10 protein-coding genes and 3 tRNA genes are annotated in these 14,570 nt (G+C 69.6%); 2 read left to right on the forward strand and 11 right to left on the reverse strand.

Annotated elements, in window-relative coordinates; all coding sequences use genetic code 11:
- Positions 1 to 30: 30 nt before the first annotated feature.
- A complete protein-coding gene (locus tag ACZ4VK_RS03295) occupies positions 31 to 1,287 on the reverse strand; it encodes an extracellular solute-binding protein (RefSeq protein ID WP_468347913.1) in 1,257 nt (418 codons plus the stop codon).
- A gap of 355 nt (positions 1,288 to 1,642) precedes the next feature.
- Between ACZ4VK_RS03295 and ACZ4VK_RS03300 the strand changes: the two genes are divergently transcribed.
- Positions 1,643 to 4,738 carry a discoidin domain-containing protein gene (locus tag ACZ4VK_RS03300; RefSeq protein ID WP_468347914.1) on the forward strand — a complete coding sequence of 1,032 codons (3,096 nt, stop codon included), beginning with the start codon at positions 1,643 to 1,645 and terminating at the stop codon, positions 4,736 to 4,738.
- Between the two features lie 169 nt (positions 4,739 to 4,907).
- Positions 4,908 to 5,417, forward strand: coding sequence for an ATP-binding protein (locus ACZ4VK_RS03305; protein WP_468347916.1), 510 nt, complete (start codon positions 4,908 to 4,910; stop codon positions 5,415 to 5,417).
- Here ACZ4VK_RS03305 and ACZ4VK_RS03310 read toward each other — a convergent pair.
- The 10 genes from ACZ4VK_RS03310 to ACZ4VK_RS03355 form a co-directional block, all read right to left on the reverse strand.
- The gene (locus ACZ4VK_RS03310; RefSeq protein WP_468347918.1) at positions 5,414 to 6,052 is read right to left on the reverse strand and encodes a TetR family transcriptional regulator; all 639 of its coding nucleotides are present in this window, start codon (positions 6,050 to 6,052) and stop codon (positions 5,414 to 5,416) included. The genes ACZ4VK_RS03305 and ACZ4VK_RS03310 overlap by 4 nt on opposite strands.
- A gap of 278 nt (positions 6,053 to 6,330) precedes the next feature.
- Positions 6,331 to 8,352 (reverse strand): pectinesterase family protein, encoded by a 2,022-nt coding sequence (locus ACZ4VK_RS03315; RefSeq protein WP_468347919.1) that lies wholly within the window; start codon positions 8,350 to 8,352, stop codon positions 6,331 to 6,333.
- A gap of 57 nt (positions 8,353 to 8,409) precedes the next feature.
- The gene (locus ACZ4VK_RS03320; protein WP_468347921.1) at positions 8,410 to 9,726 is read right to left on the reverse strand and encodes a pectate lyase family protein; all 1,317 of its coding nucleotides are present in this window, start codon (positions 9,724 to 9,726) and stop codon (positions 8,410 to 8,412) included.
- A 322-nt stretch (positions 9,727 to 10,048) separates the two neighbouring features.
- Positions 10,049 to 10,348, reverse strand: coding sequence for a hypothetical protein (locus ACZ4VK_RS03325; protein WP_468347923.1), 300 nt, complete (start codon positions 10,346 to 10,348; stop codon positions 10,049 to 10,051).
- A gap of 387 nt (positions 10,349 to 10,735) precedes the next feature.
- Entirely contained in the window at positions 10,736 to 11,014 is a 279-nt protein-coding gene (locus tag ACZ4VK_RS03330; protein ID WP_468347925.1) for a hypothetical protein, read from the reverse strand.
- A gap of 38 nt (positions 11,015 to 11,052) precedes the next feature.
- Positions 11,053 to 11,940, reverse strand: a complete 888-nt coding sequence (locus tag ACZ4VK_RS03335) for an alpha/beta fold hydrolase (protein ID WP_468347927.1) — start codon at positions 11,938 to 11,940, stop codon at positions 11,053 to 11,055.
- A 112-nt stretch (positions 11,941 to 12,052) separates the two neighbouring features.
- The gene (locus tag ACZ4VK_RS03340; RefSeq protein ID WP_468347929.1) at positions 12,053 to 13,690 is read right to left on the reverse strand and encodes a LuxR C-terminal-related transcriptional regulator; all 1,638 of its coding nucleotides are present in this window, start codon (positions 13,688 to 13,690) and stop codon (positions 12,053 to 12,055) included.
- A gap of 437 nt (positions 13,691 to 14,127) precedes the next feature.
- Positions 14,128 to 14,204, reverse strand: a tRNA-Ile gene (locus tag ACZ4VK_RS03345).
- A 165-nt stretch (positions 14,205 to 14,369) separates the two neighbouring features.
- A tRNA-Asn gene (locus ACZ4VK_RS03350) sits at positions 14,370 to 14,442 on the reverse strand.
- A gap of 5 nt (positions 14,443 to 14,447) precedes the next feature.
- Positions 14,448 to 14,520: transfer RNA gene (locus ACZ4VK_RS03355), tRNA-Asn, on the reverse strand.
- Positions 14,521 to 14,570: the final 50 nt, after the last annotated feature.

Genomic DNA, 14,570 nt, shown 5'->3' on the forward strand with positions numbered 1-14,570 from the left:
TTCTCGTTTCGGACGTACGGCCGGAGCCCGTCACTGCCCCGCCTGCTCGGCCGCCTGCTGGAGGGCGTCGAGGGTCTTCTGCGGGTCGTCGAGGGCACTGCCGATCTGGGTCTTGATCTGGGCGGAGACGCCCGGCCAGGTCGGGTCGCTGAGCGGGTAGAAGGTCGCGGTCGGCAGGATCTCGAGGAAGGGGGCCAGGTCCTTCGTCGCCGGGTCGGCCGCGAGCGCCGTGCGGGCGGACTGGGTCACGGGCAGCAGGCTGTAGGTCTTGGCGAACCTGACCGTGTTCTCCTTGCCGTACGCGAAGTCGAGGAAGGCCTTGATCTCCTTCTTGTGGCCGCCCTTCTTGAAGGCCATGACCCAGTCGGCCACGCCGAGCGTGCTGGGGCTCTTCTCCTCAGCTCCCGGCATGGCGGTCCATGTGACGTCCATGCCCTTGAGCTCGGTGAGCTGGCCGGGGAAGCCGTTGAGCATGCCGACCTTGCCCGAGGCGAAGTTCTTGGTGAGGTCGGTGCGGTTGACGGCGGCCGGGCTCTTCTCCGTGAGTCCCGCGTCGGCCCACTTCTTGAGCTGGGTGAACGTCTCCACGTTGGCGATGGAGTTGATCGCGTACGTGTCGCTGGAGTTCTGGTAGCCACCGCCGTTGCCCATCATCCAGATGAACGCCTCGGCCTGCGCCTCCTCCTTGCCGAGCGGCACGCCGAGGGGCACCTCGACGCCGGCCTTCTTGAGCGCGGTCGCGGCGGCGGTGACCTCGGTCCAGGTCTGCGGCGGCTTCTTCGGGTCGAGCCCGGCCTTGCGGAACAGCTCGTTGTTGATGAGGAACATCCGGGCACTGGAGACGAACGGGATGCCGTACGCGGTGCCGTCCTGACGGCCGGCGTCGGCCATGGCGGGGATGAGGTCCCCTTCGGTGGCCACCGAGAGCACCTCCGGGGCGGAGTACAGCAAGCCGCTCCTGGCGAAGTCGGCGTAGCCGCCGGTCTGGAGGACGTCCGGCTGGTTCCCGTTCTGGACCATGGTCTTGACCTGGGCGTCGATGTCGTTCCAGTTGATCACCTGGAGGTCGACCTTGATCTTCGGGTTCTTCTTCTCGAACGCCTTGATCACGTCCTGCCAGTAGGCCTGGCTGGGGTTGTCGCCGTTGGAGCCGTAGTCCGCCGCGACGAACTTGATCGTGGTGACCCCGTCCGCGCCGGTCGAGGCGCCGGTTCCGCCGCCGCAGGCCGTGAGCACGAGCGCGCCGACGATTCCGGCGGTGGACAGGGCGAAAAGACGTCGCTTCATGGCAACTACCGCCTGATTCATGAAGAGAGAGGTTGACGCGCGAAACTGAGCAGGTTGGCGCGTAACGCTCAACTTAGAGCATCAAATGCGCCTCGCGTCACCCGCGAACTCGGGTGAGTTACGCACTTGTGACCGCCCAGCTGGACCCAAGGCGTCATGCGCAGTTCTGATTGTTTTTGATTGATAGATGGATCATGTGCGCACTTGACGTCATTCAACGGCGACTGCTGTCATGTCGCGCACCACTCTCGGCAGTGTCGGCGAGCGAAAGGCGACTGTGATGCGAGCACGCTCTTCAGTACGGATCAGAGGCAGAGGGCGGCGACCAGCTGTCCTCTGCGTGGTGGCGGCCCTGGTGGCGGCAGTGTTCTCCGTCGCGGGCCCGGTGTCGCCGGCCGCGGCGGCGACCGCCGGGGACGCCACGGGGGTCAGCCAGACCGGCAACACCTTCACCATCAGCACCTCGACGGCGGCGAAGGCCCGGGTCACGGTCGCCCGCCAGGACATCTTCCGGATCTGGCTGTCGCCGAACGGCAGCTTCACTGACGACCCGGCGGGCAGCGCCCTCGCGATCGACACCGACTTCGGCACCGTGCCCACAAGCGTCGCGGACGCCGGCACGTACTTCCGGATCACCACCCCGGCCCTGAACATCCGGGTCAACAAGTCCCCGCTGCGGTTCTCGGTCTACCGCGCCGACAACTCCACCCTGGTCTGGGCGGAGTCCCAGCCGCTCTCCTGGACGGGCACGCAGGCCAGCCAGTACCTGACCCAGGGCGCGGACGAGCAGTTCTACGGCACCGGCCTCCGGCTCGGCGAGTGGGCGCTGCGCGGCAAGAGCGTGCCCATCTCCGGCAGCAACAAGTGGCTGGAGAACCACAACGCGAGCCCCGCGCCGTTCTACATGTCGACCAACAACTACGGCGTCATGCGGAACACCTGGGCTCCAGGCACGTACAGCTTCGGCGCGCCGGGCACGTTCACCCACAACGAGAACCGTTTCGACGCCTGGTACTTCGTCGGCGACTCACTCAAGGGCGTCCTCGACGCGTACACCGACGTGAGCGGCAAGCCGTTCCTGGCGCCGATGTGGGGCTTCGAGCTCGGTAACGCCGACTGCTGGAACGCCACGAACCCCGACTACACCGGTGACCACAACCGACTCCGTCACCAGACCACCAAGGACGTCCTGGGGTATGCGACGGACGCCCGCGCCGCCGACATGCCGTCGGGCTGGTTCCTGCCCAACGACGGCTATGGGTGTGGATATTCGGACCTGAAGACGACCGTGGACGGGCTGAAGGCAAAGGGCTTCCAGACCGGCCTGTGGACCTCGACCGGCCTCGCGAACATCGGCACCGAGGTCGGTGTCGCAGGCAGCCGCGGCGTCAAGACCGACGTCGCCTGGATCGGCCCTGGCTACAAGTACGCCTTCGACGGCGTGCAGCAGGCCGTGGACGGCATCGAGAAGAACTCCGACGCCCGCCGCTACGTGTGGACGGTCGACGGCTGGGCCGGCACGCAGCGCAACGCCATCGTCTGGACCGGCGACACGCCCGGCAACTGGGACGCCATGCGCTGGCACGTCCCGGCGGTCACCGGCGCGGGCCTGTCCGCGCTCAACTACGCCTCGGGAGACGTCGACGGCATCTTCCAGGGCAGCCCGAAGACGTACGTCCGCGACCTGCAGTGGAAGGCGATGACGCCCGTCTTCATGACGATGTCCGGCTGGGGCGCCACCAACCCGGAGGCCGGATACCAGGACAAGCAGCCCTGGCGTTTCTCCGACCCGTACCTGTCCATCAACCGCAAGTACCTCAAGCTGAAGATGCGGATGATGCCGTACTTCTACTCCATGAGCCGGGTGGCGACCGAGACCGGCACGCCGACGCTGCGGGCCATGGTTCTGGAGTACCCGAACGACCCGGTCGCGCGCGGCAACCAGACGAGCGGCCAGTTCATGTCCGGTGACTCGCTGCTGGTGGCTCCCGTCGTGACGGACACCACGAAGCGCGACGGCATCTACCTGCCCGCCGGGACCTGGACCGACTACTGGAGCGGCAAGACGTACAGCGGGCCGGGCTGGCTGAACGGCTACGACGCCCCGCTCGACCGGCTGCCGATGTTCGTCAAGGGCGGCGGCATCGTGCCGATGTGGCCGCAGATGAACTACACCGGCGAGAAGCCGGTCTCCACCCTCACCTACGACGTGTACCCGCGCGGCTCCTCGACGTTCACGCTGTACGAGGACGACGGGATCACCCGCCAGCACCAGACCGGCGCGTACGCCAAGCAGAAGGTGGACGTCACCGCCCCCGCCTCCGGCACGGGCGACGTCCGCATCGCCGTCGGCGCCAGCACCGGCACGTACAACGGCAAGCCCGCCTCGCGCGGCTACGAGTTCACCGTCCACGCGGCCGCCGCGCCCAGCGGCGTCACGGTCGACGGTGCGGCCCTGCCGGCGCTGACGTCGAAGGCCGCGTACGACTCCGCCACGACCGGCTGGTACTTCGACCCGTCCGACCGCTCCGGCGCCCTGTGGGTCAAGACGGGGTCGAAGTCCGGCGCGTTCACCGTCACCGCGTCCGGTGTGACGCTGCTTCCGGCCGCCGAGGTCCCCGCCACGGGCGAGCCGATCTCCAAGGCCGCCTGGAAGATCGCGTACACCGACAGCCAGGAGACGACGGCCGAGAACGGGGCCGCCGCCAACGCCATCGACGGCGACCCGGCCACCAGGTGGCACACCGCCTACTCGGGCAGCACGGCCGCGCAGCTTCCCCACGAGGTCCAGATCGACCTCGGGGCGCGCTACGACGTGGACAGCCTGTCGTACCTGCCGCGCCAGGACGGCGGAAGCAACGGCCACATCGGCTCGTACGAGGTATACGTCTCCGACACCACGGCGAGCTGGGGCAGCCCGGTCGCGACGGGCGTGTGGGCCGACAGCGCCACGGAGAAGAAGACCTCCTTCGCTCCCAGGACGGGCCGCTATCTGCGGCTGAAGGCCCTGACCGAGGCCGGGGACAGCGGCCCGTGGACCAGCGCCGCCGAGATCTCCGCGACCGGCCGGGCCGTACCTCTCCCGGCGAACGCGACGCTGGTCAACGGGGCTTCGGGCACGTGCGTGGACCTGCCGTACAGCGCCACGACCCCCGGTACGGAGCCGGCGCTCTACACCTGCCACGGCGGCGCCAACCAACGCTGGACCTTCACCAGCACCGGGACCCTGACCGGCAAGGACGGCGTCTGCCTCGACGGCTCCGGCGCCACCGTCGCCGTCCAGGCGTGCAACGGCTCGGCGGGCCAGAAGTGGCAGCTCGGCGCCCAGGCGACGATCACCAGCGGCGGACGCTGCCTGGCCCCCGTCGGGGCGGGCACGGCGAACGGCACCAAGCTGACGCTCGCCACCTGCTCGGGCACGGCGGCCCAGCGATGGACGCCCACTGCCTGACCGCCACCACCTGAGGAGGGAAACCGCGCCCCCCGACCGGCAACGGTCGGGGGGCGCGGCCATATACGCAAAAACCTAGACATTCAAAGTTTTCGCGCTTACCGTGGCATGACCGGCGGCTCTCCGGCCGCCACCGCGCCCCGCCCCCCCAGGCGCAGAGGAGCCCCTCATGTTCACCACCACGCAGAACACCCCGCTCACCCAGCTCACCGGCCCTCCCGACCTCCTCCCCCTCCGGCCCGGCCTGTGCCTTCAGGACGAACGTCGAGCCCTGTGCGTGATGCCCGCGACCGTCGAGGCGGTCCCGCTGCTGCGCCGCTTCGTCCGGGAGACGGTCGGCCCATGGGAACTCGGCGACGAGGTCGACGAGGCACTCGGCGTCATCGTGACCGAGCTCGTCGCCAACGTCATCCGGCACAGCGGGAGCCAGGACGTGGCCGTGCTCCTGACGACGACCGGCCGCACGGTGACCCTCCAGGTCCAGGACACCGGCAGGTGGCGCCCCCGGCGCCCCCGTCTCCCCAGTGACGACGCCGCCGCATGCTGCGGCCGCGGCCTGCAGCTCGTGCGCGCGTTCGCCCTGGACTGCGCGATCATCCGGACAGCACGTGGCACGCGGGTGGCCGTGACTCTCGCCGCCGACGCGTTGATCGAGCAGAGACCGCCGGTACGGGACTAGGGCGCTGGTGGGTCCTGGGGCTCCGGCTCCCACCCCTGCTGCCTGCCCAGCACTTCCAGGAGCAGGTCCCGCAGTCGGCCGATGTCACCGGCCATGTCGATCGACGGCTCCAGTAGCCACTGGAGCTGCAGCCCGTCCGTCGCCGCCAGCAGGATCCGGGCCGCCCAGTCCGCATCGGCGTCCGCCACCGGCCCCGCGGGGCCGAGCCCGGGCGGCGGACCCCCGGCGAGCAGCGCCGCGATCTGGAGCCTCAGGCCGCGGTACCGCTCTGTGAAGAACGCATGCCCCGGGTGGTCGGGGTCGGCCGAGGCCGCGGCGATGTCCAGGAAGAGCTTGACCAGTCCGGGCGTGGCGGCGTTCCGAGCCAGCAGCTCCGTCCGCCAGAGGACGGTCTCCGGGGTGTACGCCTCGGACGCGGCGGTGTCGCGGGCCTCGATCACCGCCGTGAGCAGCGCCTCACGGCTCCCGAAGTGGTGCAGGACGCCCGCGTCGGTCATCCCCACCCGCTGGGCGATGTCCCGTACGGACACGCCCCGGCTGCCGGCCTCGGCATAGGCGGCCAGAGCGGCGTCGAGGATCTCCTGCCGTTTGGCGGCGGTCTTGGCGTACGGGCCCCGGGGTCGTCGTGTGGTCACCGAATTACTTTAGCCGGGCCCCGCAGGGAAAAACCTTGCACCCCTACCTTTTCAAGGGCCGCGCGGAGCGAGGAACCAGAGCGGTGGCTCCCGGCACCGCCGGACACGGAAGGGCGGAGCCGCGTACGAGGCCCCGAGCACGGCAACGACCCGCACCAGCCCCCTTCTCCCGCGCAAGCCTGCTGGCTGCCGCGAGCGGAACGCCCGCGAGTGCCGCTACCAGGGTTCGGCGGGTGGTGGTCATGTGTCTTCGGCCTCTTTCGTCAGTCCTCTACCGGCTACCGGCGGTGCGGGGCCCAGCCGTCCGTACCCGCGAGGTAGTCGGCGACCGTGTGCAGGGCCGCCCGCTCGTCGCTCATCTGCGGCCGGTCGGCGGTTTCGGCGGCGCCCGGACCGTAGGTCTGGTACTCCGTGAAGCGAGCGTCCTTCCACGAGAAGCCGCTCATGTCCGTCCACGGCGACGCCTTGATCGCCGCGGGCAGCTCGGTCTCGCGGAACAGCACCTGCGCGATGGCGTCGGGCTCGCCGCCCGGGTGCCAGGGGCGGCCCAGGTGGAAGGAGCCGGCGGGCGCGTCGCTGATGACCTGGGACCTGGTGATCAGGAAGCCGTACGGGTTGTTCTTCCAGGTCGAAGCCGCGGTGATCCAGCCGTTGTTGGTGGTTGAGCCACGGTTGAGCGCCTTGATGACGGACTTCTCGATCACGGTGGTGGCGCGCCCGTAGATGAAGTCGACGTCACCCTCGATGTAGGAGTCGCGGATGTAGACGCGGCGGATGATGTCCAGCTTGGGGGTGTCGGTCATCAGCGTGTCCTGGTTGCCCAGGAAGGCGGTGTTCTCGAAGACGATGCGGTCGCCGGTGGTCTTCATGGCGAGCGCCTGCTCGCCCTTGATCTCGTGGGCGGCCTCGTCGAAGTCGTTGGCGAAGGTGAGGTTGCTCGCGGTGACGTCGTTCGCGGCGATCAGTACGGTGGCGCTGCCGGTGGAACCGCCCTGCTCCGCCGGGGTGTCGTACACGATCTTGGTCTGAGAGCGGTCCTGCCCCGTTCCCCGCAGCGCGAGGAGCGGCTTGGTCGCCGGAATGCGGACCTTCTCGCGGTACGTGCCCGGGGCGAGCTTCAGCGTGACGGTGGAGTCGTTGCCCGCGGGCACGGCGTCCACGGCGGCCTGCACGGTCGGATAGTCGCGCGGCACGTCGAGCACGATGTTCGTGCCGATGGTCGGCTGCGGGCCGGAGAACTTCCGTACCAGCGCCGGGACGGCGGCGGCCGGGTCCAGTCGGTAGTCGTAGAAGTCACGCGGGTCGAAGGCGGTGCCCCGGGTGTCGTGGCGTCCGGTCGTGTTCTTCAGGATCGAGCCGCGCTGGACGAGTTCGGCGGTGGCATCGGCCTGGTAGGGGTGCTGGACGTCTTGGTAGTAGCTGTTCTCGATCACCATTCTGGTCTTGCCGCGCGACCAGTTGCCGTACGTCCAGACCGGGTCACCGTCCTGGACCTGGGCCGACATGTAGTTGTTGTAGAGGTGCGCGTAGGCGCAGTTGTCGGCGGACGGGTTGCGCTGCTTGGTGCCGTTGAACCAGTTGTGGTCGATGGTGACCTGCGTCGTGACGTTCTCGGTCCAGCCGATGCCGAACGCCTTGTTGTGGGTGTCGAAGCGGTTGTACGAGACGGTGACGTACTGGCTGTCCTTGCGCAGGTCGATCAGGCCGTCGCCCATGTGCGTGAGGTTGTTGTGGTCGATCCAGACATGGTCGACGGTGTCCATCTGGATGGCGTCGAAGTCCTGGGTCTTGCCGTCCCAGTCGCCGTCGACGTACGTGTCGCGAATGGTGAGGTTGCGGATGATGACGTTGTGCGTGCCGGGGCGCAGGTTCAGTCCGCCGTGGACGAGCTCGCCTGTTGTGCCCACGCCGATGAGGGTCTTGTCGGAGGTCACGTCGATCTCGGCGCCGTAGGGCGCCACGTCGATGGAGCCCTTGACCCGGATGATGTAGGGGCCTTCCGCCGCCGCGTACTTGGCGAGCGAGGCCTGGTCGGTGACGGTGACGACCTGACCGCCCGCCCCGCCGGTGGTGCCGCCCGCGAGCGAGGCGAATCCATGCGCGGTGTCGGACAGCCGGTGGGGCGTGGCGACCGGCCCGGAGGCGGTGCCGGAGGCGGTGGCAGTGGCCGCGGTCGGCTCTGCCGCCCCGGCGGTCTGTACGGGGCTCAGGGCCGTCAGCCCCAGCGCGGCGGCCAGGGCGGTGACGGCGCCGACGGCTCGCGCGCGCAAGCGCTTGCTATGGAGAAGTGTGTGCTTCATTGCGGACTCCCAACAGGCATGAGGTTGCAATCGCTCAGGTGCGGATGGCGGTAGTGCTCAGCGGAGTTCCCCGGCGCCGGCGCCGCGTGCCACGTCGCGGTCGGCCTTCGCCGCGCTGTCGACAGGGCCGTGCAGGGCGGGGACCCAGCCGACGTCGGCGGTGAGATCGCGCTCACCGGCGGAGTTGTACGCGTTGTTGATCGCCAGCAGGTCGACGGGGAAGCCGTTGAACAGCGTGCCGGTCTGGTGCAGCGCGCTGCCGTTCCAGCTCTTCACCAGGTCGGCGGCCTCGATATGACCGGGGACGGTGAAGGCGTTGTTCTCGGCATAGACCGCCGACTCGGTGGAGACGCCCCAGGAGTAGCGGAAGTCGTGGACGTCCTCGGGAACGACGTAGCGGTTGTTGTACACGTGGACCTGGCCGAAGCGGACGCGCGGAGCGCGCTGCACGACGGACTCGAACTCGTTGTGGTGCAGGGTGACGCGCAGCTTGCCGCGGTCGCCGGTCGCGGTGTCGGAGTTGCCGACGAGCATCGCCTTGTCGTGGTCGGCGAACCGGCTCCAGGAGACGGTGACCAGGTCGGAGCCATTGGTGATGTCCAGCAGCCCGTCGTGGCGCAGGTAGTTGCGGCCGAAGTGGGTGGGTTCCTTCGCGTCGGGGCGCTCACCGTCCGAGGCGGTGACGTGGTCGATCCAGACGTGGGTGGCGCCGCGCAGCCAGAGATTGTCGTACGCCGTCTTCCAGTCGCCGAGGCCGCCGGTGTTGGGCTGCCAGACGGGGAAGCAGTCGTAGGCATCGCGCAGTTCCACATTGCGGATGATGACGTTGTCGGCGTGGTGGACATGGAGGGCGACGCCTTCCAGTACGGCGTTGTCGCCGAGCCCGACGATGGTGGTGTGGGACCCGACCTCGATCTCAACCCGCTCCGCCTGCCGGGCGGCTGACGCCTTGCGGGCCTCTTCCTGGGGTCCGGCCGGCTTGGCGGCGCCCCAGGTGCGGGGATCGTATGCGGCCAGGTACTGCTTCAGGCTGTAGCCGTCGGTGGCGTAGTCGGAGCAGTCCAGGCGTCGCCCGCTGTCGTCCGTGTTGGCGTTGATGACGCCCGCGATGCGGATGATCTTCGGGGTCGCACTGCCGCCGTCCAGCGCGCGGACCAGCTCGGCCCGGTTGCGTACGGTGAAGACGTGGGCCTCATCGGCGGCGGCGCCCCCGGTGGTGCCGCCGTCGGCAGCCGCCCAGCCGTCGTCGGCGGCGAGCGTTTCGCGGCTCAGGTCCCGGGGCTCCGCGGACGCGGACGCGGGGGCGCCGACTGCGGCCAGCAGGAGTATCGCCAGGGCGACTTGGAGGGAGCGACGGGCTCTCGGGGTGGGCATCAGGTGGCACTGTCCTTTCCTCGGATCTCGTAGCAAGCGCTTACTGGTAAGCGCTTGCTACGAGACATGCGCCGACCCGGCCCGGATGATCTCCGAGTCGGCTCAGGGGCAAGGCCGCACGTACGGCGCACGGGAGGGGATCCAGCTCGGCGCAGATTCCACAGCTACCTGAGGCTCAGATCTCACATCTCATATACGACGTACGAAATATGACGGGTTGAAGCTAGAAGCGGCCGAGGGGTTTAGTCAACGTCTCTAACAAAAGAAGTGGGGCAGGAGTGTCAGTGATGAGCGTCCAACCGGCCCGCGCGTTCGTCGGGGCCTACCTGAGACGCGCGGCGAGCGGCAAGCCCTGCCGGCGTACGTCATTGGCGACGAGTCCGGCGATCCGCTGAGCGCCGTAGGTCTCGACATGGGTGCGGTCGTTGCAGAAGAAGGCGCCGACGGGGCCCGAGCCGAAGTCGCCGTTGTGCGGGCAGAGACGCAGGCTGTTGCAGAGGGAGACGCTCAGTGTCTGCAGGTCGATGACCGGTGCTCCGGTGGCGGTGCCGGTGGCGTAGGTCTCGGTGACGAAGCCGCGGTTCCTGGTCGCGGTGCTGCCGGAGCAGGTGATCGCGGCCACCGGGTGCCAGACGGTGACCGGTGTCGCGGCTGTCGCGGCTGTCGCGGCGGGCTTCGCACGGTCGAGGCCCCGGCGCAGTGAGGGGAGGTCTGGTCGGCCGCCATGGCGGCGCGGGCGCCGGACATCGACAGGGCGATCATCAGTGCCGTGGTGGAGAGGACCCGGAGTTTCTTCATCTGGTTCGCTCCCAGGAGAGGCGCTGCCGCACTTCGGTCAGCGCCCAGCAGACCGGTTTCCGGGGTCTCCGGCCACGGGCAGAGTCCTCACGCGTGGTCCCGTCGTTCCGGTCGCAGGCGTGTCGCCTCACGAGAGCACTGTCGTGCGGCGGGCGAACGGCAGAGCCTGAGTCCCGGAGAAGCCCCGGGTCGGAGACCTGGGGCTTCGTCGTCATGTCATGTAGGTGTAGATCGGCGAGAACTGCGGTGTCGGGGGCGGGCCCGTCGCGCCTGCGGCTTGGAGGGCGGGGGCGAGGCGCTCCTTGACGAATCGCTTCGCCTCCTCCTCCGACTCCCAGATCTCGATGACACGCCAGCCGCCGGTGGGGCTGGGGCCGGCGGCGTGGAAGATGCCGCCGGCGGGCTTGTCCTGCAGGCCCAGTTGTTCCCGGGCCCTGTCGTAGATCTCCTGTGAACCGTGGGGGTTGTCCACGAGCATGACGATCGCCATCACTGCCTCCTCATGGTCGGGCGTCTTTTTCCGTGTGGTCACGTGGTGTGCGAGAGGGGGGTGCCGATCTCCGTCCGCAGCGCTTCCAGGAAGGCTTCGGGCTGTTCGAAGGCGGGGTCGTCGGCGGCGTTCTCGATCACGTGCAGCGGCCATCCGTGGCGAGCGCTCGCGGCCTGGGCCACCTTCAGCCCGACCTGGAGGTCGTGTCTTCCGCAGATCAGGGCCACGGGTACGGGGATGCGGGCCAGGTCGGCCGCCGGGACCGGGGTCATCGCGAACGCGGGCATGAGGCTGCGCAGAGCGGCCTTCTCGTCGCGTGTGCGGGCACCGCCGAGCATGTACGCCTCCATCAGCTCCATCTGCTCGCCGAGCTGTCGGCGCAGCGCGCCCACGTCGACCATGCAGGCGTCCATCAGCTGGTCCCGGGAGCGTTCCGTGGGCCGCGCCACGAAGCGGGCCATCGCGAAGGCGAACCTCGGGGCGGGGCGGAACCGGGCGAGGCCGTACGTGTCCACCAGGACCAGGCGGGCGAGCCGGTCCCCGTGGTCGCAGGCGAACCGGGCTGCGATCGCGCCGCCGAGCAGATGGCCGGCCAGGACGGGCCGAGAGGCGCAGGTCTGCTCGATCAGCTCGCCGAGCCAGGTGAGGACGCGGTCGGCCTTCAGGTGGCCTTCGCCCGGTTCGGAGGCGCCGTGTCCCGGCAGGTCGGGGGCGACCACGGAGAAGGTCTCCATCAGGTCCGGCATGACGCGCATCCAGGTCGCGGCGAACTCCCCTGCGCCGTGGAGGAGGACGAGCGGCGGTCCTTCGCCTCCTTCCAGCACGGCCGTCGGGATGCCGGCGGGGTCGATACGTCGTTCTGTGGCGGGGAAGCCGGCGAGGAGCCGTTCGCGGATCTCGTCGCCGGGGGCGGCGGGCTTGGTCATCTCTGCCACCTCCATCCGCTTCCAGCGTCCTCGGGGCGGCGGCGGGCTGCATCGACCGGAATCACCAATCCCGTCAGGGGGCGAGGCGTGGTTCTTTCTGACCACTTGGGCGTCAGACCACGTGGTACTCGTGCGCCTTCGCGCTCGCCGCCGTCCGCGAGTCCACGTCCAGCTTGGCGAAGATGTTCTGGAGGTGCCGGGCGACGGTGTGCTCGCTGATGACGAGGGCGGAGGCGATCTCCCGGTTGTGCTTCCCGGCCGCGACGAGCCGCAGGACGGCCTGCTCGCGCGCTGTCAGCCCCAGGACGATCCCCGGCTCCTCCCGGCCGCCCGAAGCGATCGCGTCGGCCCGCGCCACATCCGGCCCCGCCCCGAGCCGCTCGAACTCCGCGCGGGCCGCCTCCAGTTCGAGGGCCGCCGTCTCCTTGTCACCCAAGGCCCGGCACGCCCTGCCGAGGTGCATGCGCGTCCGCGCGGTCTCATACGGTGCGCCTAGCTCCTGCCACCCCTGCTCGGCCTCGCGGAGGGCGATCAAGGCAGACCGTGCGTCACCGGCCGCCAACTCGACCGCGCCGCGGGCGGTCGCCGCGATCACCCACAGGACGTGGCACCGGTACCGCTCCGCGATCGTCCCGAGCTCGTCGCAGGCGCTGCGCGCGGCCTCCGTGTCGCCCACGGCCAGCGCGATCTCGACGCGGGCGGGCAGCAGCCGCGCCCTGTCCAGGGGCTCGGTGGTCTCGTCGACCACCCGGCGGATCGCCGCGGCCGCGGCGGCCACGTCCCCCTGGGCAAGCCGCAGCAGGGCGAGGCCCGGCTGCGGGTCGCCTCCGACTCTGCTGGCGTCCCGGTACGCCTCCTCGGCGGCCCCGAGCGCCCCTCGCAGGCGGTGGATCTCCGCCTGCCGGTAGAGGGCCTGGGCGGCCCCGGCCGGGTACGCCTCCTGCCGGAACAGCTCGCCCGCCCGTTCCGCCTCCACCAGCGCGTCCGGCCACGCGCCGAGCAGCTGCATGATCTCGGCGCGGTTCAGGTGGCACCGGCCGCTGAAGGCCACCAGGTCGGGCTGCTCCTCGCACCAGGACGTCAGTGCCTCCGTCCACTCCTGGACGCGGCGGAACTCGTACACCGCGCTGCAGACGTCGATCACCTCGCAGTAGACGATCCCGGTGACGATGGGCGAGAGGTCGCCCGAGGTGGCGGCCACCATGGCCTCGTCGAGGAGCCCGAGCCCCTCCTCGACCCGGCCCTCCCTGACCAGGGAGTGCCCCTGCTCGTTCAGGGCGAGGGCGAGGAGGTCCGCGTCCCCGAACCGTTCCGCGATCGCGGCGGCCCGGGCCGCCGTGGCACGGGCGCCCGCGTGGTCGCCGCCGGCCCGCTGCGCCGCGATGGCCGGGATGAGCAGATAGCCCTCCTCGGCGCAGGCGTCCTCCTCCACGTCGACCAGCCGCCGTGCCCGTCCGAACCATCCGGTGGCGCGGCCCGTCTCACCCCTGTACGCCAGATCGGCCCCCGCCCAGAAGGCGCAACGCACCGCGCGCAGCGGCCGGCCGGCCTCCAGGTACGCGCCGTACGCCCGCTCCGCCACGCTCACCATCTCCTCGTGACGGCCGGTCAGGTGGGCGGATACAGCGAGGAGTTCGAGGTCCTCCGGCCCCAGCGGGCTCAACCGGTCCGCGCGTTCGAGGGCCTTGTGGGCCTCGGCCCAGCGCCGTGCGGCGCAGGCCGCCCGGCCACGTTCAAGGTCGCCGGTCACGGCCACGGGAACGCCTTCCCGGGATCACCTTCCCAGGTCTGCCTCATGCGCGCCTCCAGGCTCCAGGAGAGCACCTCAATTTTATGGGAGGGGCGGGAACAGCTCCATTTTTCGCGGCATGCGCGACCTGGCCACTGACCGGACAAGCGAACCCGGAGTCCCGACCGACAAGCGACCGATCACCCGCCCGGAGGGGTGTCGGCAAGGGCGCCGAAATTCCGATCAGTGTGCGGCGTGTCACACCCAGGAGCCGTGGGATCCCCGTGGGATCATCGGCGTGGTTCCAAACCCACGCTCCACCCAAAACCGCAGGTCAAGAAGGTACGGCCCCCGCGAGACAAGCCGGGGACGTCCATTTCGCCGCACCGACGAGAGGCGATCACCGCACACGAAAACACCCCTCCAGGGGCGTTTTCGCAGGTCAGATCGTTTTTCCGTGGTGGGGCGGGTGGGACTCGAACCCACGGCCGACGGATTATGAGTCCGCTGCTCTAACCGGCTGAGCTACCGCCCCGATCGGTGAGGCGCGTACATGTGTGCGCGCCGTCTGCCGCAGCATAGCCGCTCATACGATCTCCTGCTCCGGAAGATCGGCTCTGCTGACCATCAAGACCGCGGCGCGCTCCGCATGGTTCCCGGAGACGCGAAAAAGGACCCCGAAGGGTCCTCTTCCGTCTCGCTCCCCCGGCTGGACTCGAACCAGCAACCCTCCGGTTAACAGCCGAATGCTCTGCCAATTGAGCTACAGGGGATCGCGCTCCCCCGACTGGACTCGAACCAGTAACCTGCCGGTTAACAGCCGGCTGCTCTGCCAATTGAGCTACAGGGGATTGCTGCGGTTGCATCGAACGTACCCACTCCGGATGCTCCGGGCGGGCGG

It is taken from the genome of Streptomyces sp. NPDC028711 (assembly GCF_055565415.1).